Source organism: Dyadobacter sp. HNCC25DJ185, assembly GCF_056895195.1.
Window position 1 is genome coordinate 492,037 of record NZ_JBXHAR010000006.1, and the last position, 26,993, is coordinate 519,029.

The window sequence follows — 26,993 nt, forward strand, 5'->3', positions numbered from 1 at the left end:
TCTTCCGCTTCAATAAGCAAATCAAATCGCTGGTGCAGGTTTCTGCGAAGGGGTCAAACACAACAAAGCTTTGTTACATTACTCAAAGATTAGCTTTCAGTGTTTGCGTTAGCCCCTGGTCATCACGAGATACCTATCACAGCCGACGCGAGCGGTACTTCATCCGGTATTCCAATCAAATTCAGCATTTTTTGTGTAGCCATTATGGCAGAAACGGTCTGATCCGAATCCAGTCCCCGTGTTTTGACATCCTTACCGTTAATTTCCCAGGTAATAATGGTTTCACAAAGAGCGTCTGTTTTACCCCCGGGCGGAATACGTACCGCATAATCCGTAAGCATCGGCAGGCTGATCCCCTTTATGCAGTAAATTTTTTTCAATGCATTCATAAATGCATCATACTGACCGTCCCCCTGCGCATTTTCTTCGAAAACCTCATCTCCGAACTTAATTTGCAGGGTCGCAGAGGGTTTCAGGTTCTTTGAATGAGTCAGGACGTAATTAACTATTACCACCTTCTCTTCGATGGCGTTGCTGGCTAATACGTCCGAAATGATATACGGCAGATCATCCGGTGTTACCGATTCTTTTCGGTCGCCCAGCTCAATAATTCTCTGAGTTACCTTTTTCAGGTCTGCATCCGAAAGCGTAATTCCCAGATCCCGCAGATTATTCTCAATATTTGCCTTTCCCGAAGTTTTGCCCAAAGCATAAAGTCGCTGGCGACCAAACCTCTCTGGCATTAACTTGCTGAAATACAGATTGTTTTTTTTATCACCGTCTGCATGGATACCCGCTGTTTGGGTGAAAACACTTTCACCTACAATTGGCTTATTGGATGGTATCCGGATCCCTGAAAAAGTCTCTACCAATTTGCTAACGGTATAAAGCGACCTTTCGTTAACCGACGTCTTATACTCCGGCATCAGGTCATTAAGAACGGCAATAGTGCTGGCCAGCGGCGCATTACCTGTTCTTTCTCCCATCCCGTTCACCGTTAAATGAAGTCCGTGAGCTCCGGCACGCAACGCCTCCATGACATTCGCAACGCTCAGGTCATAATCATTATGGGCATGAAACTCAAAATGATGATTTGGATAGCGGTCAACGATGGCCTTTACGAAAGAATAGGACTCCGATGGCGTCAGAATCCCCAGCGTGTCTGGCAACAAGATCCGCTTGACTGGCTGGGTTACGAGGAAATCGAGCGATGCGAAGACGTACTCCGGGGAACTGCGCATGCCGTTACTCCAATCTTCGAGATATACGTTGCAATCAATTCCTTTGGATTCGGCCAGTTCAATGACATTCCGGATATCCTCAAAATGTTCGTAAGGGGATTTTTTCAGTTGATGGGTAAGATGGTTCAGTGAACCTTTTGTCAACAAATTCATCACCCTTGCCCCCGATTGCAACATCCAGTTAATGGATATATCGCCATCCACAAATGTTAAGACTTCAATTTTATCCAAGAAACCATTGACCTTGGCCCAATCGGTAATCTGCTTCACCGCTTGAAACTCTCCTTCCGACACGCGTGCCGAAGCGATTTCAATGCGGTCCACTTTTACTTCCTGAAGTAAAATCTGCGCAATGGTTAACTTTTCTGATGCGGAAAACGATACTCCACTGGTTTGTTCGCCATCGCGGAGAGTGGTATCCATTATTTCAATATAGCGACTGTTCATGAGCGGCTGACGGCAATCACACTAGTAAATTCTCTCTTCTTCGAACTCTCTGATCTCTCCTTTCATCGCCTGGAGATAATCGATATCATCAAAGCCATTCATCATGTTGTGCTTTTTGTAACCGTTGATGCCAAAGGACTCCTGCTCTCCGGTTGCAAGAATTGTAATAGTTTGGTCGGGCAGGTTCACTTCCAATTTGGTATTTGGATTGGCTTCAATCGCAAGGAAAATTTTATCCAGAAATTCAGGGCTAACCTGAACTGGCAGAATACCGATGTTCAATGAGTTACCTTTAAAAATATCGGCAAAGAAGCTGGAAACCACACAACGGAAACCATAATCGTAAATAGCCCATGCCGCATGTTCACGGCTTGACCCGCTTCCGAAATTATGTCCCCCTACAAGGATTTTGCCAGAGTAAATGGGATTATTAAGCACAAAATCCTCCTTTGGGGTATCGTCGCCGTTATAGCGCCAGTCCCGGAACAAATTATCACCAAATCCTTCCCTTTTGGTCGCTTTCAAAAAGCGCGCTGGAATTATCTGGTCTGTGTCCACATTTTCAATCGGCAGAGGAACCGCCGTACTTGTCAATACTGTGAATTTATCGTATGCCATTTTTTTTCTTTTCCGATTTGAATTAAAGAAGTTCACGTGGATCTGTAACCACACCTGTAACCGCCGCTGCCGCCGCAACGAGCGGACTTGCCAGCAAAGTTCTTGCCCCAGGACCCTGACGACCTTCGAAATTGCGATTTGAGGTACTTACCGCGTATTTTCCGGCAGGAATTTTGTCGTCATTCATTGCAAGACAAGCTGAACAACCTGGCTGCCGCAATTCAAAACCAGCTTCGGTCAGGATATCCAGAATACCTTCTTCTTTAATCTGCGCCTCCACAATATGTGAGCCTGGAACAACCCATGCAGTAACATTGTCTGCCTTTTTGCGGCCTTTAACGATCGAAGCAAATGCCCTGAAATCTTCAATTCGTCCGTTGGTGCAGCTTCCAATGAACACATAATCAATTTTCTTGCCCAACATGGATTCGTTTTCATGGAATCCCATGTAATTCAAGGATTTATCATAAGTGGCTTTTCCACCTTCGACCTGATCAGAAGTAGGAATTGACTTAGAAATCCCCTGACCCATCCCCGGATTGGTACCATATGTGATCATTGGCTCAATGTCAGCAGCATCGAAGTTATATTCTTTGTCAAAAACAGCTCCTTCGTCGGTTTTAAGTGTTTTCCAGTAAGCCAGTGCCTCATCCCATTTCTCGCCTTTAGGAGCCTGCTCACGACCATTGATATATGCGAAAGTGGTTTCGTCAGGAGCTATCATTCCCCCGCGCGCACCCATTTCTATACTCATATTGCAGACGGTCATGCGACCTTCCATGCTCATGTTCCGGAAAACATCGCCCGCATATTCCACAAAATAACCGGTAGCACCGGCTGTAGTGAGTTTTGAAATAATATATAATGTAACATCTTTGGGGGTTACGCCTTTCCCCAATGTTCCATTTACATTCACCCGCATTTTCTTCGGCTTAGGCTGCATGATACACTGGGACGAAAGAACCATTTCGACCTCAGAAGTTCCTATACCAAAGGCAATTGCGCCAAATGCGCCGTGTGTAGAAGTATGCGAATCCCCGCAGACAATCGTCATTCCGGGAAGCGTAATTCCATTTTCAGGTCCTACGACGTGTACAATCCCATTTCTGGCATGGCCAAGTCCCCAGTGTGAAATACCATATTTCAAAGAGTTGGTTTCCAATGCTTTAAGCTGATTAGCCGAAAGCGGATCCTGTACAGGGAGGTGCTGATTGATGGTTGGTGTATTGTGATCGGCAGTGGCGAATGTCCGCTCAGGGTACATCACGCCGATATTTCTGCTTTCGAGTCCTAAAAATGCAACCGGACTCGTTACTTCGTGGATAAAATGACGGTCGATGAAAAATACATCCGGACCATCTTCAATTTTGCGGACAACATGGGAATCCCAAACTTTGTCAAAAAGGGTACTGGCTTGATTACTCATTTTTTAAATATTAAAATTTCGCCTCTTCATTACTACTTTCAGAAATACAAAGACTTAGCTATCCGTAAAGCAGAAATGAGGATACAAATAACTATAAATTCAAGGGAATAAGTATAACGGTAAAGGTTCAAAAAATAATGATTTTGGTCTCAGGGGCTAAGTTGAGCGAAAATCTTTATTGGATAGGCTCACCCTTGCTTCTTGGGGGTAACACTGAATTTTTCTTTATACGTCTTAATAAAATGCGAAACACTTTCATAGCCAATTTCCGTACTAATCTCAGACACATTCTTCGTACTGTTTCTCAAAAGAAAGTCTGCATAGTCCAGTCTTTTATTTTTAAGCCAAAGTGCCGGTGAAGTCTTGAATTCATCCTGAAAATCCCGCTTGAATGCCGATAAGCTTCGGCCAGACATTCTCGCTAACTCGTTCAATGTAAGTGGCTTGAGATAGTAACTATTCATCAGAAAAGGCAGATCCACTTTTTCTCCTTTATATAAACTGTAAAGTATTGCGCGAAGCTGGCGGGAATTATCGAGCTCCAATAAATGCAGCAATAACTCCTGAAATTTGAGGCGTAGAAAGTGATTTTTCAAATCCGTCCGTGACCGGAAATAAGGAAATACCGATTGGATAAACTTCTCAAAGTTATCGTCCGACCTCAGCAACAGAATTGGATTTTCCAGAACCGTCACAGGTTCTTCTGAGCTAAAAAGCTCGGGATGTAAGCTGACGAACTCTTTCAGCAGTTTTTCATCAAAAAAGAAAACCAGGCTTTTATAAGACTCATTAATCGATTCCGACATCAGATAAAAGCCCCTTTGAACAAACAGGATATCCCCTTTTTCAACATGTACCTCTTGGGTCGGGCTTGTAAATTTTTTTTCCCCTTCCAGCACGACAATAACCGCATGTTCTTCAAAAAACACATCGTATTTGGATGGATAAACCTCATTGCGGTAAGCAACAAAAGTCATATCCTGAATTTTAAGGGATTCAAACTCCTGGGAGCTGATGTCGGAAGGTACGCGGAGCATCCTGGTTATCGCAAAGAATCGCGTTCGTTTTCGACGATGTGATCAATCCATGTCTTTGCGAGGGGAACAAGGTTCGTAATGACCTCCCACACGATTTTATAATCGACCTGAAAATACTGGTGTATCAATACATCCCGCAAGCCGGTCATTCCCCTCCAATCTACTTCCGGAAACTGATATCGGAGCTCATCGGGGACTTTTTTAGCCGCTTCGCCCACAATTTCGAGGCTTCTTAAAAATGCGCGATTAATTAGATCGTCTTCTAAAAATTGCTCAAAAGTAACGGTTTTTGAATGGTGCGAGAGAAAATTAAGCTCAGTCTGAATATGTTCTAAGAATTCAATCTGCGAAGGAGACATATTCAATATTTTTTTTTGCTTCTCTCTGAACAAATGAAGGCAGACCTTCCCAAGTTAACAAATCCACTTTCTTCTGTAATATTTCTTCCAGCAAATCCGCAAGGTTTAACAAATTTCGGTAAGTTTTCATACCTGATTTGAATTCGACGATAAGGTCCACATCGCTAGTCTCTTTTTGCTCATTACGGGCAAAAGAACCAAATAAGCCCAATCGTTCCGCACCCAATTCTCTAATTGCGGATTTTTGGGTTTGAAGTACATCTAAAATTTGTTGCTTGTTCTGAACCATAAACATCCGGTTTAACAGACAGATAATAGCACAATATAATGAATCCTGAATTCAAACCATAAACTGAAACAAATCTGGTTGATCGTTCAAATATTCATAAACGACGCGATTCTCATTCATTCGTTCAATCAAAGGCGCGAAATCTTCGCGGTTTTTTAGCTCGATCCCTACCAATGCGGGGCCTTGCTCCCGGTTGGTTTTTTTCACGTATTCAAATCGAGCTATATCGTCGTTTGGTCCAAGTACATTCAAAAACTCCCGGAATGCACCTGAGCGTTGTGGAAAACGGATAATGAAATAATGTTTCAAACCTTCATACAGCAGCGAACGCTCCTTAATTTCCTCGGTCCGGGTGATGTCATTATTGCCTCCGCTGATCAATGCAACCACATTTTTTCCTTTGATCTCATCCTTGATCAGATCCAATGCGGCAACTGTCAGTGCACCAGCCGGTTCAGCTACGATGGCTTCTTCATTGTACAATTGCAAAATGGTGGAGCAAACTTTTCCCTCGGGTACCAGGAGCACAGTAGCCAGACTTTTGCTGCAAATGTCATAAGTGATATCTCCCGCCCTGCGAACTGCCGCGCCATCCACAAACTTGTCAATATTTTCCAGTGTCACCACGTGGCCTTCCTGAATCGATTTCTGCATGGTGGGTGATCCTTCCGGTTCTACGCCAATCAATTGCGTTTTGGGAGAAAGTTGTTTAAAAACGGTCGAGATCCCTGCCGCCAAACCGCCGCCACCAATGGCCATCAACAAATAATCAACCTTGAAATCGACGTCTTTGAAGATTTCCAAACCCACCGTACCCTGACCTTCAATTACCTGCAAATCGTCAAAAGGATGCACGAAAACAGCATTGGTGGCCGCCTGATATTCTTTTGACGCATGATAGGCATCATCATACGTGTCCCCGACCAAGTGCACTTCAATCCACTCTTTCCCAAATAACCGGACCTGCTTGATCTTTTGCGCCGGCGTGGTGGTCGGCATGAAAATTGCCCCTTTGACTCCCATTTTCCTGCACGCATAGGCTACGCCCTGCGCGTGATTACCTGCACTTGCGCACACAATTCCGACCGCCAATGCTTCGGGAGTCATGCTCGCCATTTTGTTGTAAGCGCCGCGGATTTTGTAGGATCGTACTGTTTGCAAGTCTTCCCTTTTCAGATAAATATTGGCCTGGTATTGCTCTGACAAATGTGCATTGTACAAAATCGGCGTGTGATTGATCACACCGCGAAGGCGCTCTGCGGCCAGAAAAATATTATCGAGAGTAGGAGTCGAGTGCGAGTGATCCATGACATTTTAAAAAAAGAGCTTCGCGAATTTCGCAAAGCCCATTATCTGTATCCCCAGGCTGAAGCCCGGGGCAATTGAAATCCTTATTAGTTTCTTTCTGGGCGTAGGCCGCGAACGGTTGAGCCTGCCTGCCACATTTCTGATTCGCGCAGTTCAGCCAGTTCTTCTTCCAGTTTCACGCGGTAGTCAGGTTGTGAGTTACGGGTGATGGAGATAGAAGCCTGTTCGCCGCTTTTTACAGAATTATAAAGTTGTTCGAAAACAGGCTTGGTAGCGTCACGGAAAGGTTTCCACCAATCCAATGCACCGCGTTGTGCTGTTGTAGAGCAGTTGGCGTACATCCAGTCCATTCCATTTTCAGCCACCAATGGCATCAATGATTGTGTCAATTCTTCAACTGTTTCGTTGAATGCCTCTGATGGAGTATGTCCGTTTGAACGAAGTACTTCATATTGGGCAGCGAAAATTCCCTGGATTGCACCCATCAATGTTCCACGCTCGCCGGTAAGGTCAGAAGTCACTTCACGATAAAAATCAGTTTCGAACAAATAACCTGAACCCACACCAATTCCCATGGCGATGCATTTTTCACGCGCTTTGCCTGTTGCATCCTGGAAAACCGCGAATGAAGAGTTCAATCCTTTTCCCTCTACAAACATACGGCGAAGTGATGTTCCTGATCCTTTGGGGGCTACTAAGTAAACGTCTACATCAGACGGGGGGATAATTCCTGTTTGGTCTTTATAAGTTACACCGAAACCATGTGAGAAATACAATGATTTTCCGGCAGTAAGGTTCGCTTTTACAGTTGGCCACAGTTCGATCTGAGCGGCGTCAGAAAGCAGGTAGCAAATAATGGTCCCTTTTGCCAGTGCTTCTTCCAGTTCAAAAAGGGTCTCGCCCGGTACCCATCCGTCGGCGACGGCTTTGTCCCATGACTTACCTCCTTTACGCTGACCAACAATTACATTAAAACCATTGTCGCGCATATTCAAGCTTTGGCCTGGGCCCTGTACGCCGTAACCAATTACAGCTATAGTTTCAGTAGAAAGTACTTCACGTGCTTTTTCAAGAGGAAATTCTTCACGGGTTACTACTTCTTCTTCGACCCCGCCGAAATTTAATTTTGCCATTGATTATTGATTAAATTGATTTACTACGATTAAAGTGATATGATATTAAAGCTGCTCGATTACTGATAATACTCCCACTCAGCCTCAGGAAGATAGTCCACCAACGTCTGAGGGGATTTGCTCACCGCCACTCTTCCAGACCTTACAAATTCCAGGATTTCGTGTGGTTTGATATAATCGAAAAATTCGAAAATCTCCTCTTCTGTACCCGTTTTCTGGATAATTACATAGGTAAGGTGCCAATAGACTACCCATGCTTTGTAAACTTTATTGATTGTTTCAATATCAATAGGCTTAGCGCCAATTGGGGTTGAAACTTTGAACAAAGCGATCTCATTGTACGCGATGTCATCATTTAAATATCCAAAAACGGCCAATACCTCAATCACTTTCCGGATCTGGCGAACCAGCTTTTCAACGGCCTCGCGCGACTCGTGACGGATGACGATGGTAAACCGCGATATTCCTTTACGTTCCGTTTCCGAAACCGTCAGACTGTCGATGTTGATACGTCGGCGGGTCAGGATTGTGGTAATCTTGTTCAGAATGCCAATCGTATTTTCGGTAAAAACACAAATGGTGTATGTTGTCATAATTTCTAATATTTATTCTTTTACTCTAACCTGATATCTGCAACACACGCCCCTGTCGGTACCATTGGGAATACGTTCTCTTCTTTCTCAACCAGAACCTCTAACAGATAAGGCTTATCCGACGCCAGCATTTGATCCAATGAAGCATTCAGATCTTCGCGCTTTCCGCAAGTATGTCCCTCAATACCAAAACCTTTTGCAATCGTGATGAAATCAGGATTTTGCAGTTCCACAAACGAATAGCGTTTCTGGTGAAACAATTGCTGCCACTGGCGTACCATGCCAAGGAAATTGTTATTGAGAATGATGATCTTAACCGGCAAACCGCTTTGTGCAATGGTACCCAATTCCTGAATCGTCATTTGGAAGCATCCATCGCCGATCATCGCAACTACTTCACGGTCAGGGGCACCTACCTTCGCGCCAAATGCTGCCGGCAATGCATAACCCATTGTCCCCAAGCCACCGGAGGTGATGAATGAGTTTGGTTTTTTGAACTGATAGTAACGGGCAGTCATCATTTGGTGCTGACCAACATCCGCAACGACCACCGCTTCTCCTTTGGTTTTATTGGAAAGTGTCCTGATCACTTCCGCCATCTTAATTTTCTCGGTAGTAGGCGCAAGTTCGGGCTGCGTAATTTTTTCATCTTCGATTTTATCGAACTTCTTGAATTCCGCTCTCCACGCTTCGTGATTATTTTCTTTCAAAAGCGGCAGGAGCATTTCCAAAGCAATTTTAGCGTCGCCAATCACTGGTGCTTCTGCTTTCACGATCTTGTCAATTTCAGCGGGATCTATTTCGATGTGTACGACCCTTGCCTGCTTGGCATACCGGCTCAAATCTCCGGTTACCCGGTCATCGAAACGCATTCCGACCGCAATAATCACGTCGCATTGATTGGTAAGGACATTGGTTCCATAATTGCCATGCATACCGAGCCAGCCCACATAATTAGGATGGTCAACGGAAACAGATGATAATCCGAGCAGCGTAGATGCCGCGGGAATATCTGTTTTTTCAATGAATTTGATCAGTTCCTGCTCTGCATGGGCGATCTGAACGCCATGTCCAAAAAATAGGAAAGGACGTTTGGCTTCATTGATCAGTTTCGCAGCAGCTTCAACTTGTTCCTGTTTTGGAGAGAGTCTTGGATGGTAACTGATCAGGTTTTCACACTTTTTGTAGGAAAATGACTTCGACATCAGTTCCTGCTGTGCATTCTTAGTGATATCAATCAAAACAGGGCCAGGACGACCTGATTTGGCAATGTAAAATGCCTTCGCCATGATTTCCGGAATTTCGTCCGCCCGGGTAATCTGGTAATTCCATTTGGTGATCGGAATCGTAATACCAATTACATCTGTCTCTTGAAAAGCATCCGTACCAAGCAAATGTGCAGCTACCTGTCCTACCACACAAACCATCGGAGTAGAGTCGATAATCGCATCGGCAATACCCGTAACAAGGTTTGTAGCACCAGGCCCTGAGGTAACCAAACACACACCAACTCTACCAGTCATTCTTGCAAAGCCTTCTGCAGCATGCGCAGCTCCCTGCTCATGACGTACCAGAATATGATTAATATCCTCCTGATAATCATAAATAGCGTCATAAACCGGCATGATCGCGCCGCCAGGATATCCAAAAATTGTTTCGACACCCTCTTTGATCAGCGATTGGATCAGCGCATGCGAACCATTGATCAGTTCCGGTTTGGCAACAGAAACCGCAGGCTCCGCGATTTGTACTGTCTGTGTTTGATTTTCATTAAATTCCATGACTCGTCTTTTTATTTAGTCTACTGAATTTTCAAAATTTTCGATGTCATTAATATCCCTTGCCCTCCCTGCTGCCTTTTTTGCCGCAATCAAATCGTTGATTTGCCATTATCAAAGAGTGCTTTCGCATCGAAAAAACATTTCTGTCCATTTTAAAAGGATTTGCTAAATCAAATTGGAAAGCAATACAGTTTAGATAATGGGCTGCTTCCAATCTCTCCTTGCCTGTTCTGAGCCGATTTTTCGAATAGTATTTTTTGGTCTCCGAATGATCCCCGCAGGAGGACCGTCCTATCTAGTCTAAAATCGCTGCTCTCCATATCCGCTCTTATGCTTCGTCCGTAACGCAACCTTCACTGGCGGACTTCACGGTCCTGATATATCGTCCAAGCATCCCCTTTGTGAACAATGGCTTAGGCTGTACCCATGCTGCTTTGCGGGCTGCCATTTCTTCATCGGAAATGTGCAGAATAAGCTGCCGCGTATTGGCGTCGATTGTAATTCTGTCCCCGTCTTTTACCAATGCGATCGGTCCGCCGTCAAATGCCTCCGGTGTAATATGCCCAACTACAAATCCGTGCGTTCCGCCAGAAAAACGGCCGTCGGTAATCAATGCTATTTTGTCGCCGAGTCCGGCGCCCATCACAGCAGAAGTAGGTTTGAGCATTTCCGACATTCCAGGTCCGCCTTTGGGACCCGAATTTCGAATTACCACCACATGCCCCGCTTTGATCTCGCCTTTGGAAAGCATCTCGATGATCTCAGACTCATGTTCGCAAACCTTCGCTTCGCCGTCAAAAGTCATCCCTTCCTTACCCGTGATTTTCGCAACCGCACCGGTAGGAGCAAGATTACCATACATAATCTGAATGTGCCCGCTAGATTTGATTGGCGTTTCCAAAGGGAAGACCATTTTCTGTGTTTCAAAATTAAGGTCAGGCGCTTCTGCAAGATTTTCGGCAACTGTTTTTCCTGTCACTGTAATGCAGTCTCCGTGAATTAATCCTTTGGAGTATAGATATTTAGTAACCGCAGGTACCCCACCGATGGCTAAAATATCTTCCATGAAATATTTGCCGCTTGGCTTCAAATCCGCAATAAACGGCGTACGGTCGGAAATCGCCTGAATATCGTCCAATGTCAGCGGAAGACCAGCTGACCTGGCGATCGCCAGGTAATGTAAAGCTGCATTGGTGGAACCGCCAAGCGCCATCACTACGGTCAAAGCATTTTCAAGAGACTTTTTGGTAATTATTTCTTTCGGCGTAATATTCAGTTCCAGCAACTTTTTCATTGCTGCGCCGATCTTTTTGCACTCTTCCTGCTTGCCTTCGTGGGTAGCCGGGTAAGAACTGCTAAAAGGCAGGCTCAATCCCATCGCCTCGATCGAAGATGCCATGGTATTCGCTGTATACATCCCTCCGCAGGCACCCTGTCCGGGAATTGAATTCTGGATTACGCCTTTAAAATCTTCCTCCGAAATATTATTTGCAAACTTTTTACCCAATGCCTCAAAAGCAGACACGATATCCAGTTTCTGACCTTTATAATGTCCTGAACGGATCGTTCCACCATAAACCATAATGGCGGGCCGACCCAGACGCGCCATCGCCATGATGGCGCCAGGCATATTTTTATCGCAGCCTACCACGGCAATGACCCCATCATACCACTGTGCGGCAACGACTGTTTCAATAGAATCTGCAATGATATCCCTACTGGGAAGCGAGTAGCGCATGCCATCGTTCCCATTTGTCATACCGTCAGACACGCCTATCGTATTGAATATCAATCCGACCATATCATTAGCGGTAACTCCTTGCTTTACATACACAGAAAGACCATTCAAATGCATGTTACAAGGGTTGCCCTCGTATCCTGTGCTGGCAATGCCTATCTGCGGCTTAACAAAATCTTCCTCCTTCAAACCGATGCCATAAAGCATGGCTTGAGCTGCTGGATTGGTAACTTCCTGGGTAAGGGTTTTCGAAAATTTGTTTAATTCTGTCATGGTGAATTTTGTATTAAAATAAAAACACCTCACTCAGTACAGTGAGTGAGGTGTTAACTATAATCATCCCACTCACGCCTCAGGGCATGACCAACATGAGTGGAATGACTAGTAAAACTTTCATAGCGTAACTAATGTATCCAGCGAAATTTCGCTAATTTTTGGAATCTGTTACAAATTAGAAGGGTATCTTTTTATTTTCCAAACTTTCGCTTCCTTTTTTGTTAATATTCTATGATTAATACCAAATTTCATCCCTGCAAACTGCAATAAAAGGAAAACATTTAATTTTGATTTTTCTAAAACGCCAATCAAATGCTGACAACCGAATCATCTTCTCATTATAACGACCTCGAAAAAATGAGTGTCGCGGACATTCTGACCTCCATTAACCAGGAAGATCAGACTGTGCCCGGCGCAGTCAAAAAATCAATTCCACAAATAGAGGCACTTGTCGAACAAATCGTACCCAGGATGAAGAAGGGCGGCCGCTTGTTTTACATTGGGGCCGGCACCAGCGGACGTTTGGGTGTTGTCGATGCTTCTGAATGTCCCCCTACTTTTGGCGTGCCTTTTGACCTGGTTGTAGGAATCATTGCCGGCGGCGACGGGGCGATCAGAAAAGCAGTGGAGAATGCCGAAGACGATGATAAGCAGGCGTGGATCGATTTGGAGTTGTATCAGCCCAATGAAAACGACACTCTAGTTGGAATAGCCGCCTCAGGGAGAACGCCTTACGTTATTGGAGGTTTAGATAAAGCGCGCGAATCCGGCTTACTTACAGGCTGTGTCGTATGTAATGACGGCTCTCCGGTAGCAAAGGCCGCTGAATTTCCCGTGGAGGTGGTTGTTGGGCCGGAATTTCTGACCGGTAGTACCCGTATGAAAGCGGGAACCGCTCAAAAGCTTGTTTTAAACATGATTTCCACGTCTGTCATGATCCGCCTGGGAAAGGTAAAAGGAAATAAAATGGTGGACATGCAGCTAACAAATGAAAAACTGGTGGACCGTGCGCTCCGGATGATTATCGATGAGCTTCATGTTTCTTCCGATGAGGCAGAATCACTTTTAAATGAATACGGAAACGTCCGTGCAGCGATTAATGCGGTAAGAAATCGCTGATGCAAACAATGAAGTCCCGGGCGAAGTTATCTGGCCGGGACTTCATTGTTATATTCCTTAGAATTTCAGTAATCCGAATAATCTGTTGGATATAGGAACAGCGTGATGTTCTTTGACACGTTGTTCTGGTATTCAGGCATCGTTTTCACTTTTCCCCACTCGGCGTCATCCGTAAACGACTTCCAATGCGCATCTCTGGAAGCCTTATCTGAAAACGTGGTCATATACATCAGATTGGGCATCGTAGCACCAGAAATCACTTCTCCGTAGAAAACCGCATTAAATCCAAGCCGATCAAAAATACCAATCTCGTTACCAGCATTGAATTGTTTCACTTTGTTGACGTGGATTTTTTCGGTATGTCCTTCATAGCTTCTTAATTCATAAATCCGCTCACTTCTCGGTGTAGAAAAATTAGGCTTTTTCATGATTGGACTATTTTCAAAAGCCCGCAAAACCGTTGACTGAACGCGAAAGTAAGGCGGGTTTTTATATTCGGCATCAATGTAGTCTTTTCCAGCCGACTGGTAAGCAGCGTCTTTTTCCAGTGCTTTCGGAAGAGATAGCAATTGATCCAGAGATTTCAACGGAATCAAAACGTAAATCAGTTTACCGGCAGCCGTATCGGAGAGAACAGGTTTAAACACCCCAACATCCTTTATTCCTGCGCGATGCATAGCCGGGATGAATGCATCTTTCAAATAGCTATCAACCCGACTTTCCTGCTCCTTGCTTTTTAAATGATAAAGCTTAATTTGGTAGAATTCCCTTTTAGGAGCTGTAGCCAGGGCAAAAGAGCTGATCAGGCAAAGCATCAGAGAAATGTAAAAGGAACCCTTTAAAGTTTTGTACATACAGGTATAATAAAGAAACAGGTTGATTATTATTTCAAAAGATCAAAAACCAACTTGTTTACCCTTAATTAGTATTTCAAACGTTTCCTGATTTTAGAATTTCGGACAAGAAAGCTGTCTCTTGCTGCTTTTGGAGCGCTTAGGCTTCGGGTCCAGAGGCGGGAAAATATAAGAAAGTGAGATCTCATGGGCACCGCCACTGCCTGCCCCGAGGGTGGAAATAGTAAGGTCATAGCTATAACCTATCGAGAACTTATCCTGGCGGAAGCCGGCCAAAAATATCAGGGACTCGTGATTATTGATATTCTGAGCATACTTCTTGAAAGGAATACCACGGTACCATGCGCCCAAAACCAGCGGCTCGATCGTCACATACATACCGGCATCAAACTGGTCGTATTTTCCCTGTTTTTTATACATAATTGCCGGGGATATGGATTTTTCCTTATCAATTTCATCACCCAGAAAGGTGTACCCGGCAAAAGGAATACGCAACCCGGCCTGTAAACTTGCCTTTACCGGAAGTCTTGCCTCTGTCAAAGAAGAGAATGCCTGATTAGGCCTGTTCAAATGGTGAGCCGAAAGACCAACCCAGTACCAATCGGAATAAAGCATGGTTCCGGCGCCAAAATCGGCGTAAAAGACGTTTGGTCCGCCTTTCGCAAATGGGTCTTGTGAGGGCTGCCCGGTAAGCCCCCCATTGTCATACTGATCACCGAAAGTGAGGCCAAAATAATCTAGGGTGCGCGAGGCAAAACCGCCCTGGATTCCCAATCTCAGAGATGTAAGATCGTTCAGCTGGATCTGATAGGAATACTGTAAGGCCACATCAGTCGATTTTAGGTTACCCAGGCCCTGGCTATCCATCGTAACCAGTACGCCAACCCCGCTATTGAAATTGGAAAAAAAGGCGTCAGCGCCAAAAGAAGTGGTTACGAAATTCGCGGAAAGTGATGGCCACTGGTTACGGTAATTAATCGTTGCACGAGGCGCTAATGCACCTCCGGCAAGGGCCGGGTTCAGATACAATGGATTGGCATAGAATTGAGAAAACTGCGGATCCTGGCCCCAACCTTTCACACAAAGCAGTGTCAGTAAAAAAATGCAAAGTAAACGCTTGCTCATATATTTAACTTGGCGCCGCGTACGAAACGCGGTTGGGTTACGGGCTCTAAAAAATTACCCAATTTAATTTAACAAAATATCTTCAAATTGCGTATTAATATTCAAATTAGAGAGGTTTTCGCGACAATAACCCACAAAATTTTAAGATTTTATTTTCGTTAGTATTGTCGAGTAATCCGAATATCAAATGTGGTGGCTAGGGGTGTTTGAACAGTTAACGAAACATGGGGCGATTTTATAATAGGTACCAACAAATATTTTGTTGTTTTTTCTTTCTGATACTGTTATCAACGGTATATGCAAAGGCACAGGCTCCATTTTTGGTACAAAATCAGTGTATGCAGAACCCGGATTGTGCGGATTCAACTTCCTTTCGTGATACGTTAAGTACTTCCATTGCGTGGAAATGGAGCTTTGGCGAAGGTGGTGCTACCGATACGCGTCGCAATGCACAACATTCCTATATGGCACCCGGAACGTACACTGTGACATTGGTCCGGACGATAAACGGCGGTACAACACAAACGGTATCCCAGGTGATTCAGGTCGGCGAACTTCCCCCTAGTTTCCAGCAATGGAAAACCGACACGACTATCTGTCCTGGAGATACGCTCATTCTGGATCCTTATCCAAATGGAGCTCCCGATGGCGCCAGATACGTATGGTACCCGAAGGGCGATACCACTCAAACACTAAAAGTGGATAGCTCGGGCTGTTACTCCGTAGAGGTGATTATGCCCAACGGATGTAAAATCCAGGATCGGATCAATGTGAAAATATGTATGGAGCCTTCCAATCAGGAAGGTGCAAAATGGTATTTTGGCGAAAATGCCGGGCTCGATTTTTCTAATAATCCGCCCACGCCGATTACGGATGGAAAGCTAAACACCCCCGAAGGAACATCTGCCATAGCTAATTCAAAAGGTCAACTGCTCTTTTACTCAGACGGAATTACCGTTTGGAACAAGAATGGGGACGTCATGCCCTGTTTTTCTGGGACTTGCGCACCTTTGAAGGGGAGCCCGAATTCGACGCAATCCGTCCTTATTGTGCCCCAACCTACCTGCAAAGGTTGTGAGTACCTTTTTAATGTGTTTACAACTTCTGATATCAACGGCGAAAAGCTCTTGACGGTGAGTGTCGTGGACATGCGTAGGAATAATGGACTGGGCGCTATCATTGAACAAAATACAACACTTCAGCAGCCTACAACAGAACGTATAGTATCAGCACGAAACGACCGCGACAGCACTTATTGGATTATTTCTCACGACTACGGCACCAATAAATTCAGGATTTTTCATGCTACGACGGGGGGCCTGGTCGAAACCAGTTCTCCCTCCCTTGGAATGGCGCACGATAGCCTGAACAAGGGCGAAGGATACATGAAATTTTCGTCACCCGATAGTACAACAGGTCAACGAAAGCTTGCCGTGATCATACCTGGGCCTCCAGAGAATTATGTCGAATTATATAACTTCGATGATTCGACCGGGGTTTTGACCTATGATAAATTAATTGACCTCGGGCCTGCCCCGCCTGTTGCTTATGGTATCGAATTTTCACCCACCGGAGAAAAAATGTATATCTCCTTCAAGGGAGAAAATGGGACCAGTTCCTATCTGAAACAATACGATCTAACCCTGCCAGACAGTTTATTGGAGGAAACTGCTATCATCATTGACAGCTCCTCCACCCAGACGTTCGGGGCACTGCAGTTTGGGTCCGATGGACGTATTTACATGGCCATTCAGGGGAGCGAATACCTGGCTGTAATCGGTGAGCCGGAAGGTAACTCCTTGACGGGAGTAGAATATGAAAGAGATGGCGTAAATCTTGGAGGCAAAAAAAGCGAGTTAGGTTTGCCGAACATGGTCCAGGATTTCACGCAGGAATCTTCGGGGCCAGGGTTTGAAGCGGATGGTTTTTGTACCAATGCGCCCACAACATTTCAGGCAAGTCCCATTTGCGATCCCATCCAGGATACTTATCAGTGGGATTTCCTGGGTGACGGTAGCTTTACCTCACCTTCGAAAGAAACAACAGCTACTTACACCTACACCAAGCCCGGAACTTACATGGTCAGAATGCGTGCGACCAATAAGTGTAAGGATACGACCATTGTGCAGGAAGTAACCATATATGAAACTCCACCGCAAATCAATTTGGGTGCGGATAAAGATACCTGCGGTAATTTCGTGCCACTAGATATGAATGTTCAGGCGGAAGTTTACGCGTGGATTTATCGCGGAAGGGTGGTAGGCCGTCAAAAAACCTACAATGCAGTCGCTACCGGCCGATATATTGCGGTCGCCTTTAACGGCCCACAAGGAGAATGTTTCTCCGCCGACACCATCGAAATCACATTAAGACGCCCCCCGGCATTTTCAATTGGACCGGATACTACTTTATGTCGCGACAGCTCCATTGTTTTGAGCGTGCAAAGTGAAAGATGGATAGAGTTTAATTGGAGTACCGGAGAAAAAACAAGGGACGTAACGATTGGGCAGCCTGGTACTTATTTTGTGATCGTAAGGGACCGGAACGACTGTTTCAACTCTGATACAATACAGGTTGGAGAATTACCGTCACCAATCCTTAATCTTGCTCCCGAAAACATGATATGCATCCCTGATGGCCAGTCCGTCATTCTTGATGCAAACGGCGTCGGGCAGCTTTCCTATCTATGGCCGCAGTCCGGCGATACAACGCGAACAATCACGGTCAGCCAGGAAGGAAAATATATAGTCAGGGCGACTAACTCTGTGGGATGTGTTACAGAACAATCGACCAATGTTCTTGATAAATGCGAGCCGCGTTTCTTTATCCCAGATGCTTTCACGCCCGACGGAGAGGGACATAACGAGATACTTCAGATTTTCGGGGCCTATTACACCAATTTCCAGATCAGGATATATAATCGTTGGGGCGAGGTAATCTATGCTACTAACAACCTGGAAGAACGCTGGGACGGAACCTACAAGGGACTGAAAGTGCAGCCGGGAGCCTATCCTTATGTGCTCTCTTATGAAAGTCTTTATTATCCCGAACGTGCCCCGATTATGAAACGCGGGTCCATCATGGTCATCAGATAATCCTTCTTTTTGCAGATTAAAACCGCTATTTTTGATTAAATAATAGTTTTAATCTGCACTTCATTATGCGCCAGGATTACCTGTCCGGAGATAAAGAAAACCTTTCCAATACCGAAAAAGAAATCGAAAGGGCATTACGCCCGCTCACTTTTGACGACTTTACAGGGCAGGACAAAATCCTTGAAAATCTCAAAATCTTTGTACTGGCTGCCAAACAGAGAGGAGATGCATTAGATCATGTTTTGCTGCATGGCCCTCCGGGATTAGGAAAAACTACACTATCCAATATTGTTGCCAATGAATTAGGCGCAGGTATTAAAATCACGTCGGGCCCGGTACTCGACAAACCCAGCGACCTGGCTGGCCTGCTTACCAATCTTCAGGAGCACGACGTACTCTTTATTGATGAAATTCATCGCCTTAATCCTATTGTAGAAGAATATCTGTATTCCGCCATGGAGGATTATAAGATCGATATCATGCTGGATAGCGGGCCAAATGCAAGGAGCATTCAGATCGGGCTTAATCCTTTTACGCTAATCGGCGCGACTACCCGTGCGGGAATGTTGACCTCTCCATTACGTGCAAGATTCGGTATCAATGCCCGCCTCGAATATTATGATGCCCAGTTGCTTACTTCCATTTTAAAACGTTCCGCAGCGATATTGGGAACTCCGATTGAAGATGATGCTGCCTACGAAATTGCGCGGCGCAGCAGGGGAACACCCAGGATCGCAAACAACCTGTTGCGCCGTACGCGAGATTTTGCCCAGGTAAAAGGCAATGGCAGAGTAACAGTCGCCATCGCAGAAATAGCCCTGAAGGCGTTGGATGTAGATCAAAACGGGTTGGATGAAATGGATAACCGGATTCTCAATACCATTATCCACAAATTCAAAGGCGGCCCTGTTGGTTTATCGACCATTGCCACTGCTTGCGGAGAGGAAGCCGAAACGATCGAGGAAGTATACGAGCCTTTCCTGATTCAAGAAGGTTATATGAAAAGAACTTCTCGTGGCCGGGAAGTAACTGAAAAGGCATTCAAACACCTTGGCATATTGCCCCGGCATAGGTCCGGCGAATTATTCTGAATGTACTTTATGTGAACTTTTCACAATAACGTGTAAATTAGAGATAGAAGTAGTATTTTTGCGGTAAATTACTGACCGCCTCTATGATTGAAGTACTTGTTTCCGAAAAGTTGGTTGTGAGGGTGCCCTGTGCTGTGATTGAACATAACGGAAAAGTGCTCGCAGGCCAACGTAGTCCTGCACTTTCATTTCCATTAAAATGGGAATTCCCTGGTGGGAAAGCTGAGAGAAACGAATCTGATGAAGAAGCTTTGCTTCGGGAAATCAGGGAAGAATTGGACGTAGAAGTTGAGATCATTCACAAGCTGCCCGTAACTACCAAAGACCAGGGATGGCGTGAAATTGTTCTGGTCCCTTTTGTCTGTAAACTCAATTCTTACAAAATTACCTTAACAGAGCACGAGCAAATTCTCTGGCTCAAACCCGAAGAATTGCCCTCCCTCGATTGGACCGAGGCTGATCTGAATGTCATCGAGAACTACTACCAATATCTATCGGCTAAATAGTAACCTCTCCCCCTTTACACTTTCATCAAACTCCCCGTTTGCAAATACCAGATGTCCAGATACAAACGTATGTGTCACTCTGGAGCCGAAATTAATGCCCTCAAAAGGAGACCAGCCGCATTTGGAGTAAATATTCGAAGTTTCTACCAGCGTATTCGCATTGGTATCTACTAAGATCAGATCCGCGGCATATCCCTCCCTAATATATCCCCTGTCTTTGATCTCAAAACAATCGGCCACAGCGTGGCTCATTTTTTCAACCACCCTGTCAATAGAAATCTTACCGGCTTTGCTTAGTTCTAGCATTACATTTAATGTATGCTGGACCAAGGGCAGACCGGAAGGGGCTTGCCAATAAGGCTGCGCTTTTTCCTCAATGGTATGCGGTGCGTGGTCTGTCGCAATTACGTCGATCCGATTATCCAGTACCGCCTGCAATATCGCTTCTTTATGATGTGGCGCTTTAATAGCTGGGTTACATTTGATCTTATTCCCTAAAGAGTGGTAGTCTTCTGCGTCAAACCACAAGTGATGTACGCAAGCTTCTGCGGTCACCAGTTTCTTTTCGCCATCTGCCAACAAAATTTGACCATCTCTACGAATACCTGGTTCAAAAAGAATCACTTCATCCCCGGTAGAGATATGCAGAATGTGTAGTCTTGTTTTATTCTGATGCGCAAGTGAGGTAGCAAATGAAGAAGAAGTGAGGCAAGCTTCTTCGTTCCTGATCAGAGCATGGATATTGTAAGGGACCTTATCACCGTATTTCTCTTTAAAGTATTCCATCCGCTGGCGAACCGTCGGCTCATCTTCGCAGTGGGTGGCAATAATGCACGGTGCATTTGCAAAGATCTTTTCCAAAACTTCGGGCGCATCCACAAGCATATTGCCGGTAGAAGAACCCATAAATATCTTAATCCCGCATACATTAGCGGGATTAGTCTTCATCACTTCCTCATAATTATCATTGGAGGCTCCCATAAAAAATGAGTAATTAGCCAGAGAAGTGTTTGCTGCAATCTGATATTTATCTTCTAACAACTGTTGCGTCAGCGTATTCGGGACGGTATTGGGCATTTCCATAAAGGAAGTCACCCCACCCGCAACCGCAGCCTTTGATTCTGTGTAGATATTAGCCTTATGGGTAAGTCCAGGCTCCCGGAAATGCACCTGATCATCAATCACTCCCGGCATTAAATATTGGCCTCTTGCATCAATAACCCGGTCGGCGGGTATGTGCTGCAAATCCTTTCCAATTTTTTTAATGTGACCATTCTGAATTATTACGTCTAATTCCTGAACGGTATTCTCATTTACTACAAGCGCATTAACGATCAGTGTTATCATATCGGCTGAAAATTGATTGCGCAAAGGTATTCAGTCAGGCCCAATTAAGTTAATGTAAACTTTCAAAAATGAATTTAAGAGCTATTCTAAGTGATTTTGTTGATCTGATTTTCCCACGCTGTTGTGAAGGTTGTGACAAAGCGCTCGTTGGAAATGAGAAAACTTTATGTACAGCCTGCCGTATATCTTTGCCAAGAATTGGCCATAAAAGTCTGCATCAGGATGCCTTGCGATACAAATTTGTAAATACCCCGGAAGTGGTTTCGACGCATTCTTTCTTACTTTTTACAAAAAAAGGAAAGGTCCAGAAACTGCTTCACGCTTTCAAATACAGGGGTAATAAGGACGTAGGGGTTCTATTGGGGTCCATGTTCGGGCAGGAAATGCTTGAATCCGGTTACTTGCCTGCGGCTGACCTAATTGTCAGCGTGCCCCTTCATCAAAAGAAAAAGAAAATCCGGGGTTATAATCAAAGTGATCTCCTAGCCGAAGGTTTCTCACTCGCGACAGGCATACCGTGGTCGGGGACAGTTTTACAAAGAGTTAAGTATACGGAAACGCAAACCGGCAAAAGTAAAACAGAACGCCGGGAGAATGTAAAAGGCGTATTTGAAATCAAAGAGAAAATAAGCCAAAAGTCAATAATCATCATGGACGACGTGCTCACTACAGGTGCAACGCTGGAAGAATGCGTGCAAACGCTGTTAAAGGCCGGATGCGAGAAGTTTTACATTCTTACCATCGCATTGGCCCAACATTAAAATAAGAGCCGCTCCCCAAAGAGAGCGGCTCTTATTTTAAAATTTACTGTATTGTACTATTCTTTATGGCTTCCGGTAGCGATCATTGCGCAACGGAAACCTACCATTGCAGTCGCAGAATCCTGGTCCATATACCGGCGTGTTCCTGGTGACAACCAGTAAGCAACATCAGCCCAGGATCCACCTTTAAAAACTCTTAACTTATCATCCACCAGCGAGTTGCTGTTTTTCGAGTCATAATTTTTAGCCTCATCCTGATATCCATTGCGACGGAATGAATTCAAATCGTTCACGTCACTATTGGAAAGCGGGCGATAAACGTCATAAACCCATTCGCTCACGTTTCCAGCCATATCATACAAACCATTATCGTTAGCTGGATACGAGCGGATTTCCTGAGTAATAATCGCTCCGTCATTGGATTTACCAGCGATACCAGCATAATCACCTGGGCCACGTTTGAAGTTAGCGAGCATGGTTCCCTGCTTACGTCCGCGCGGCTGGCGCATCGTTGAACCGTCCCATGGATAAATTCTTGAATTAGCCTGATTTTCATCAGAATACTGCGTTCCGATCATAGCCATCGCAGCATACTCAAATTCTGCTTCTGTCGGAAGGCGATAAGGAGGCATTACGTAACCACTCTCGATTCTGAGCTGTGGAGCCGGTCCGGCTGCTTCCGCAACCGCGGCATCAGCAGCAGCAGCCTTTTTCTTCTTACCGAATGAGAAACCTTTTTTCTTCTTGCCTCCCGAAGCAGCTGCACCGGCAGTATTGTTTGCCTGGCTCACGGCAGCAGTACGCCATGCGCAATAATCATTGGCCTGAACCCATGAAACACCTACTACGGGATAAAGCCGGAAACCCGGATGGCGCAGGTACATAGTCACATATGAATCGTTGAACGACAACTCATTGTACCAGACAGTCGTGTCGGGAAGCGCTTTTGCGTAAAATTCTTCAGATGAGTCTCTTTGAACTGCATTCAAATATTCCAGATAGTGGACGTTAGCCACTTCGGTCTGGTCCATATAAAAGGACTGGATACTTACGGTTCTTTTTGGATTGTCCCGTCTGCTCATTACCTCTTCCTCAAGCGAGCCCATTGTAAAGCGTCCTCCTTCGATATATACAAGGTCGGGACCTGCTGGCAAAGCTTTGTATTGCTTTACCTCGAAGCCGTCTTTACCATTATAAGCCAAACCTGTTTTTGAACTGGTTTTGCCTGGTTTAAGACTGGTTGGCTTCTTGTTCTTACTACATGAAGTAGCCGCTAATAACACAATCAACATCAACGCGATCGACCGGGTACCCATCTTTTGCATGCAAATCATTGCTTTAAAGTGACTTAATAGTTTGGTATTTATAGTATGCGAAACCGCAAATGTATGAAATCAATCGAAAATATCTTCATCATTCTGGCTTGGTCATTCCGACTTAGTCATCGCCATTAAAATGTTCCGGGCCTGATCTATGGTTTTTACATCTTCACAGATCAGCATCAATTTACCCTTTTGATCCTTCAATGCAATCTGTTTGGGGTGTTTTTTAATGTAATCTATAACCAGTCCGAACTTGGCCGATTGAAAGAACTCATCATTCTGCGAAGTAACGAAGTAGCCTTTCATTGTATTGCTCTTCAAAGTTAGTTTTTCAAAGTGCAAAATCTCTGCTTCCCAGCGTAAACGGACGGTTTTTAATAAGTCCTGAACTTCGGAAGGAATCGGGCCGAAGCGGTCCAGAATTTCCTGTTCAAATTTACCCAGCTCGTTTTCTGTCTCAATATTGTCAAGGCGGGTATATAACGATAGCCTCTCTGAAATATTTTTGACATAAGTATCCGGAATCAAAGTCGCAAAATCGGTCTCAATCTGCGTATCTGGCACCAGGTTCTTAGGTAATCCCAAGGCGGTCGAAAACAAGTCTTTGAACTCGTTATTTTTTAGCTCCTGTACCGCTTCGTCCAGCATTTTATGATACAATTCATATCCCAGATCGTTCACAAAACCGCTTTGCTCAGCTCCCAGCAAGTTACCTGCACCGCGGATATCCAGATCGCGCATGGCAACCTTGAAACCATCCCCCAATTCCGAAAACTCTTCCAACGTCTGTAAACGTTTACGGGAATCGCTGGCCAAAGTAGCCGCTGAGGGTGTCAAAAGATAGCAAAACGCTTTTCTGTTGGAACGTCCCACGCGCCCGCGCATCTGGTGAAGATCCGACAGCCCGAACATATGCGCCGAATTGATGATAATTGTATTGGCGTTGGCAATATCAATTCCGGATTCAATGATATTGGTAGAAACCAGCACATCGTATTCTCCTTCTATGAAGCTCACCATCACTTTTTCCAGCTTATCGCCATCCATTTGGCCATGGGCAACGCCAATCCGCACATCCGGAACAAGACGAAGGATAATATTTGCAATCGACTCAATATCATTCACACGGTTATGGACAAAGAAAACCTGACCTCCCCGGCGTACCTCGAAACTAACTGCATCTCTGATAAATTCTTCACTGAAAGTATGGACTTCCGTAGTTACCGGCTGACGGTTTGGCGGCGGAGTCGCAATAACCGAAAGGTCGCGCGCGCCCAGTAATGAAAAATGCAACGTCCTTGGAATTGGCGTGGCGGTTAAGGTAAGCACATCTACATTAACACGCATTTCCTTTAATCTGTCTTTGGCTTTTACACCAAATTTTTGCTCTTCATCGATGACAAGAAGACCCAGATCTTTGAATTTCACATCCTTATTGAGAATGCGGTGCGTGCCAATCAGGATATCGATTTTTCCTTCCTCGACTTCCTTCAACGTATCCTTGATTTGTTTAGCCGACTTAAATCGGTTGATATAGCCCACTTTGGCAGGAAAATCTGCCAAACGTTCGCTGAATGTTTTGAAATGCTGCATCGCCAGAATCGTGGTAGGTACAAGAACCGCCACTTGTTTGCTGTCGCAAACAGCCTTGAAAGCCGCCCGGATCGCAATTTCAGTTTTACCAAAACCAACATCGCCACAAACGAGCCTGTCCATGGGGCTGCCTTTTTCCATATCCTCTTTCACACTGGTCGTAGCAGTTGCCTGATCGGGCGTATCTTCATATAAAAAGGACGATTCCAGCTCCGCCTGCATATAATTATCAGGAGAAAATGGGAAACCGTGGGCTTGCCTGCGTTTTGCGTATAACTCGATCAACTCATGTGCAATATCTTTGAGCTGCTTCTTGACCTTCGATTTTTTTGCCTCCCACTCGCCCGAACCCAGTTTGCTCATGGCAGGCGGGGAACCTTCCTTTCCGGTGTATTTGGCGATTTTATGCAGGTTATGAACACTTACGTAAAGCAAGTCATTGTCCCTGTAAATCAGCCTGATTGCTTCCTGCGGCGTTCCGTTCACATCTTCCTTACGCTCCATCCCGGCGAACCTGCCAATACCATAATCCACGTGCGTGACAAAGTCGCCCGGCTGCAATGATTTAAGCTCTTTGAGCGTAATTGCTTTAGATTTGGTGAATTTTTCCTTGAGCCTGTATTTATGAAAACGGGCAAAAATCTGATGATCTGTATAGCAGGCAACCTTCACATTATCATCTACAAAACCTTCACGTAAGGAAATATGCATGGGCTGAAACTTCACAAACGGGTCGAGGTCTTCAAAGATCCTCTCCAGCCTGTCCAATTGCTTGGGTTGGTCAGCAGTAATGATATTGACATACCCTTTGGATTGATTTTCCGACAAATCATCCAAAAGCCTTTTGAAATCTTTATTAAATGACGGCTGCGGTTTCGACGAATAAGGCAGCTTGCTTTCTGTCTTGAAATAGCCTTTTTTGCCAAATTCAACTGTTTTGAATTGTTTCACATGATTCAGAAACCCCCTACGGGTTTCAAAAAGATCCTGTGGGTTCGAGACAATCTGGATTCCGCCGCTTGTCACTTCCTGCAAAGCTTTTTCCGCTTTTTCAAAACAGTTTTCAATCACCTCCAAGGTGAGCTCGGCGTCTTTGAACCAGATCGTCGTATCGGCAGGCAAAAAGCTCAAAAACGATTCCCTTGTTTCCTGGGAAAGCTTTTGCTGAATATCCGGCACGATATTGATCTGTTTGGCACTTTCAATCGACAGTTGCGTGTCCGGGTCGAAGGAGCGGATACTTTCCACCTCATCGCCAAACAATTCGATCCTGAAAGGATGCTCATTGGCAAATGAAAACACGTCAATGATCCCCCCGCGCACCGAAAACTGTCCTGCCTCAAAAACAAAATCGGTGATTTCAAATCCATAATTGGTCAGGAATTCGGATAAAAATGCCTGATCAAGCCTCTCACCAATTTTTACGGAAAAAGTATTAGCTTTCAGGGAGCGCTTGTTGATTACTTTTTCAAATAATGCTTCGGGAAAAGTTACAACCTGAAGAGGCGTGGAACGGCCTACATTCAGCTTATTCAAAATTTCGCTACGCATCAAAACATTGGCATTATCTACTTCCTCGTAGTGATAAGGCCTTTTATAAGACGTCGGGTAAAACAAAACTTCTGTCTTTCCTACCAGGTTTTGAAAATCATTCTGAAAATATGCCGCCTCTTCCCGGTCGCTCAATACATAAAGCGCGGGACTCTTTTTTCTTTGCTGGATCGCAGCAGTTACTACGGCGTCAAGACTGCCGACCAGCCCCTTAATTTGAATATGGGCGGCTTCCGGACTTTTTGAGGCAATCTGTGTGATCAGAAGATCGAGGTAGCTATCCCCTCCGTAAAGTGTTAATAAGTCTTTAACTTCCAATTATGCTAAGTAATAGGGCGAAGATTTTTTGGTTGGTGCCTTCGCGGTGAATATAAACGCAAAAA

Annotated in this window: 21 protein-coding genes; 5 read left to right on the top strand and 16 right to left on the bottom strand. The window is 44.9% G+C overall.

Features of this window, described 5'->3' with window-relative positions:
• Positions 1–122: 122 nt before the first annotated feature.
• From AC1XUF_RS19685 to ilvD, 11 genes are all read right to left on the bottom strand, one after another.
• Positions 123–1,688, bottom strand: a complete 1,566-nt coding sequence (locus AC1XUF_RS19685) for an alpha-isopropylmalate synthase regulatory domain-containing protein (RefSeq protein ID WP_483343532.1) — start codon at positions 1,686–1,688, stop codon at positions 123–125.
• 21 nt (positions 1,689–1,709) lie between these two features.
• Positions 1,710–2,306 carry a 3-isopropylmalate dehydratase small subunit gene (gene leuD / locus AC1XUF_RS19690; RefSeq protein WP_483343533.1) on the bottom strand — a complete coding sequence of 199 codons (597 nt, stop codon included), beginning with the start codon at positions 2,304–2,306 and terminating at the stop codon, positions 1,710–1,712.
• Between the two features lie 22 nt (positions 2,307–2,328).
• On the bottom strand, positions 2,329–3,732 hold the full coding sequence (gene leuC, locus AC1XUF_RS19695) for a 3-isopropylmalate dehydratase large subunit (protein ID WP_483343534.1): 1,404 nt from the start codon (positions 3,730–3,732) through the stop codon (positions 2,329–2,331).
• A gap of 188 nt (positions 3,733–3,920) precedes the next feature.
• Positions 3,921–4,769, bottom strand: coding sequence for an AraC family transcriptional regulator (locus AC1XUF_RS19700; RefSeq protein WP_483343535.1), 849 nt, complete (start codon positions 4,767–4,769; stop codon positions 3,921–3,923).
• Between the two features lie 5 nt (positions 4,770–4,774).
• Positions 4,775–5,128 carry a HepT-like ribonuclease domain-containing protein gene (locus AC1XUF_RS19705; protein ID WP_483343536.1) on the bottom strand — a complete coding sequence of 118 codons (354 nt, stop codon included), beginning with the start codon at positions 5,126–5,128 and terminating at the stop codon, positions 4,775–4,777.
• Complete coding sequence (locus AC1XUF_RS19710) at positions 5,109–5,417, bottom strand: nucleotidyltransferase family protein (protein ID WP_483343537.1); 309 nt, start codon at positions 5,415–5,417, stop codon at positions 5,109–5,111. Before AC1XUF_RS19710 ends, AC1XUF_RS19705 begins: the two co-directional genes overlap by 20 nt.
• 51 nt (positions 5,418–5,468) lie before the next feature.
• Complete coding sequence (ilvA, locus tag AC1XUF_RS19715; protein ID WP_483343538.1) at positions 5,469–6,725, bottom strand: threonine ammonia-lyase IlvA; 1,257 nt, start codon at positions 6,723–6,725, stop codon at positions 5,469–5,471.
• 86 nt (positions 6,726–6,811) lie between these two features.
• Positions 6,812–7,858, bottom strand: a complete 1,047-nt coding sequence (gene ilvC, locus AC1XUF_RS19720) for a ketol-acid reductoisomerase (RefSeq protein WP_483343539.1) — start codon at positions 7,856–7,858, stop codon at positions 6,812–6,814.
• A gap of 59 nt (positions 7,859–7,917) precedes the next feature.
• Entirely contained in the window at positions 7,918–8,451 is a 534-nt protein-coding gene (ilvN, locus tag AC1XUF_RS19725; RefSeq protein WP_483343540.1) for an acetolactate synthase small subunit, read from the bottom strand.
• A 20-nt stretch (positions 8,452–8,471) separates the two neighbouring features.
• A complete protein-coding gene (ilvB, locus tag AC1XUF_RS19730) occupies positions 8,472–10,232 on the bottom strand; it encodes a biosynthetic-type acetolactate synthase large subunit (protein ID WP_483343541.1) in 1,761 nt (586 codons plus the stop codon).
• Positions 10,233–10,560: 328 nt separating this feature from the next.
• On the bottom strand, positions 10,561–12,243 hold the full coding sequence (ilvD, locus tag AC1XUF_RS19735) for a dihydroxy-acid dehydratase (RefSeq protein ID WP_483343542.1): 1,683 nt from the start codon (positions 12,241–12,243) through the stop codon (positions 10,561–10,563).
• A 315-nt stretch (positions 12,244–12,558) separates the two neighbouring features.
• Between ilvD and murQ the strand changes: the two genes are divergently transcribed.
• Complete coding sequence (gene murQ / locus AC1XUF_RS19740) at positions 12,559–13,365, top strand: N-acetylmuramic acid 6-phosphate etherase (protein ID WP_483343543.1); 807 nt, start codon at positions 12,559–12,561, stop codon at positions 13,363–13,365.
• A gap of 65 nt (positions 13,366–13,430) precedes the next feature.
• On the opposite strand, the gene AC1XUF_RS19745 is transcribed toward murQ, so the two are convergent.
• Both AC1XUF_RS19745 and AC1XUF_RS19750 read right to left on the bottom strand, forming a co-directional pair.
• Positions 13,431–14,219 (bottom strand): NIPSNAP family protein, encoded by a 789-nt coding sequence (locus AC1XUF_RS19745; protein WP_483343544.1) that lies wholly within the window; start codon positions 14,217–14,219, stop codon positions 13,431–13,433.
• A gap of 93 nt (positions 14,220–14,312) precedes the next feature.
• The gene (locus AC1XUF_RS19750) at positions 14,313–15,344 is read right to left on the bottom strand and encodes a PorP/SprF family type IX secretion system membrane protein (RefSeq protein ID WP_483343545.1); all 1,032 of its coding nucleotides are present in this window, start codon (positions 15,342–15,344) and stop codon (positions 14,313–14,315) included.
• Positions 15,345–15,682: 338 nt separating this feature from the next.
• Here AC1XUF_RS19750 and AC1XUF_RS19755 point away from each other — a divergent pair, with 338 nt between their 5' ends.
• The 3 genes from AC1XUF_RS19755 (at position 15,683) to AC1XUF_RS19765 (ending at position 20,036) form a co-directional block, all read left to right on the top strand.
• A complete protein-coding gene (locus AC1XUF_RS19755) occupies positions 15,683–18,439 on the top strand; it encodes a PKD domain-containing protein (RefSeq protein WP_483343546.1) in 2,757 nt (918 codons plus the stop codon).
• Between the two features lie 65 nt (positions 18,440–18,504).
• Positions 18,505–19,530, top strand: coding sequence for a Holliday junction branch migration DNA helicase RuvB (gene ruvB / locus AC1XUF_RS19760; protein WP_483343547.1), 1,026 nt, complete (start codon positions 18,505–18,507; stop codon positions 19,528–19,530).
• An 83-nt stretch (positions 19,531–19,613) separates the two neighbouring features.
• Positions 19,614–20,036 carry a (deoxy)nucleoside triphosphate pyrophosphohydrolase gene (locus AC1XUF_RS19765; RefSeq protein WP_483343548.1) on the top strand — a complete coding sequence of 141 codons (423 nt, stop codon included), beginning with the start codon at positions 19,614–19,616 and terminating at the stop codon, positions 20,034–20,036.
• On the opposite strand, the gene AC1XUF_RS19770 is transcribed toward AC1XUF_RS19765, so the two are convergent.
• The gene (locus AC1XUF_RS19770) at positions 20,022–21,383 is read right to left on the bottom strand and encodes a dihydroorotase (RefSeq protein ID WP_483343549.1); all 1,362 of its coding nucleotides are present in this window, start codon (positions 21,381–21,383) and stop codon (positions 20,022–20,024) included. The two genes, AC1XUF_RS19765 and AC1XUF_RS19770, sit on opposite strands and share 15 nt — an antisense overlap.
• 68 nt (positions 21,384–21,451) lie before the next feature.
• Here AC1XUF_RS19770 and AC1XUF_RS19775 point away from each other — a divergent pair, with 68 nt between their 5' ends.
• Positions 21,452–22,144 (top strand): ComF family protein, encoded by a 693-nt coding sequence (locus AC1XUF_RS19775; protein ID WP_483343550.1) that lies wholly within the window; start codon positions 21,452–21,454, stop codon positions 22,142–22,144.
• A gap of 56 nt (positions 22,145–22,200) precedes the next feature.
• Here the strand turns inward: AC1XUF_RS19775 and AC1XUF_RS19780 are convergent, their stop codons facing one another.
• The gene (locus tag AC1XUF_RS19780; protein ID WP_483343551.1) at positions 22,201–23,469 is read right to left on the bottom strand and encodes an SUMF1/EgtB/PvdO family nonheme iron enzyme; all 1,269 of its coding nucleotides are present in this window, start codon (positions 23,467–23,469) and stop codon (positions 22,201–22,203) included.
• A 102-nt stretch (positions 23,470–23,571) separates the two neighbouring features.
• Complete coding sequence (gene mfd / locus AC1XUF_RS19785; protein ID WP_483343552.1) at positions 23,572–26,928, bottom strand: transcription-repair coupling factor; 3,357 nt, start codon at positions 26,926–26,928, stop codon at positions 23,572–23,574.
• Positions 26,929–26,993 lie beyond the last annotated feature (65 nt).

Bases quoted from the DNA above. Each gene is read 5' to 3' on its own strand.
- AC1XUF_RS19685 (WP_483343532.1), bottom strand. From the start codon at position 1,688: ATGAACAGTCGCTATATTGAAATAATGGATACCACTCTCCGCGATGGC.
- leuD (WP_483343533.1), bottom strand. From the start codon at position 2,306: ATGGCATACGATAAATTCACAGTATTGACAAGTACGGCGGTTCCTCTG.
- leuC (WP_483343534.1), bottom strand. From the start codon at position 3,732: ATGAGTAATCAAGCCAGTACCCTTTTTGACAAAGTTTGGGATTCCCAT.
- AC1XUF_RS19700 (WP_483343535.1), bottom strand. From the start codon at position 4,769: ATGCTCCGCGTACCTTCCGACATCAGCTCCCAGGAGTTTGAATCCCTT.
- AC1XUF_RS19705 (WP_483343536.1), bottom strand. From the start codon at position 5,128: ATGTCTCCTTCGCAGATTGAATTCTTAGAACATATTCAGACTGAGCTT.
- AC1XUF_RS19710 (WP_483343537.1), bottom strand. From the start codon at position 5,417: ATGGTTCAGAACAAGCAACAAATTTTAGATGTACTTCAAACCCAAAAA.
- ilvA (WP_483343538.1), bottom strand. From the start codon at position 6,725: ATGGATCACTCGCACTCGACTCCTACTCTCGATAATATTTTTCTGGCC.
- ilvC (WP_483343539.1), bottom strand. From the start codon at position 7,858: ATGGCAAAATTAAATTTCGGCGGGGTCGAAGAAGAAGTAGTAACCCGT.
- ilvN (WP_483343540.1), bottom strand. From the start codon at position 8,451: ATGACAACATACACCATTTGTGTTTTTACCGAAAATACGATTGGCATT.
- ilvB (WP_483343541.1), bottom strand. From the start codon at position 10,232: ATGGAATTTAATGAAAATCAAACACAGACAGTACAAATCGCGGAGCCT.
- ilvD (WP_483343542.1), bottom strand. From the start codon at position 12,243: ATGACAGAATTAAACAAATTTTCGAAAACCCTTACCCAGGAAGTTACC.
- murQ (WP_483343543.1), top strand. From the start codon at position 12,559: ATGCTGACAACCGAATCATCTTCTCATTATAACGACCTCGAAAAAATG.
- AC1XUF_RS19745 (WP_483343544.1), bottom strand. From the start codon at position 14,219: ATGTACAAAACTTTAAAGGGTTCCTTTTACATTTCTCTGATGCTTTGC.
- AC1XUF_RS19750 (WP_483343545.1), bottom strand. From the start codon at position 15,344: ATGAGCAAGCGTTTACTTTGCATTTTTTTACTGACACTGCTTTGTGTG.
- AC1XUF_RS19755 (WP_483343546.1), top strand. From the start codon at position 15,683: ATGCAGAACCCGGATTGTGCGGATTCAACTTCCTTTCGTGATACGTTA.
- ruvB (WP_483343547.1), top strand. From the start codon at position 18,505: ATGCGCCAGGATTACCTGTCCGGAGATAAAGAAAACCTTTCCAATACC.
- AC1XUF_RS19765 (WP_483343548.1), top strand. From the start codon at position 19,614: ATGATTGAAGTACTTGTTTCCGAAAAGTTGGTTGTGAGGGTGCCCTGT.
- AC1XUF_RS19770 (WP_483343549.1), bottom strand. From the start codon at position 21,383: ATGATAACACTGATCGTTAATGCGCTTGTAGTAAATGAGAATACCGTT.
- AC1XUF_RS19775 (WP_483343550.1), top strand. From the start codon at position 21,452: ATGAATTTAAGAGCTATTCTAAGTGATTTTGTTGATCTGATTTTCCCA.
- AC1XUF_RS19780 (WP_483343551.1), bottom strand. From the start codon at position 23,469: ATGCAAAAGATGGGTACCCGGTCGATCGCGTTGATGTTGATTGTGTTA.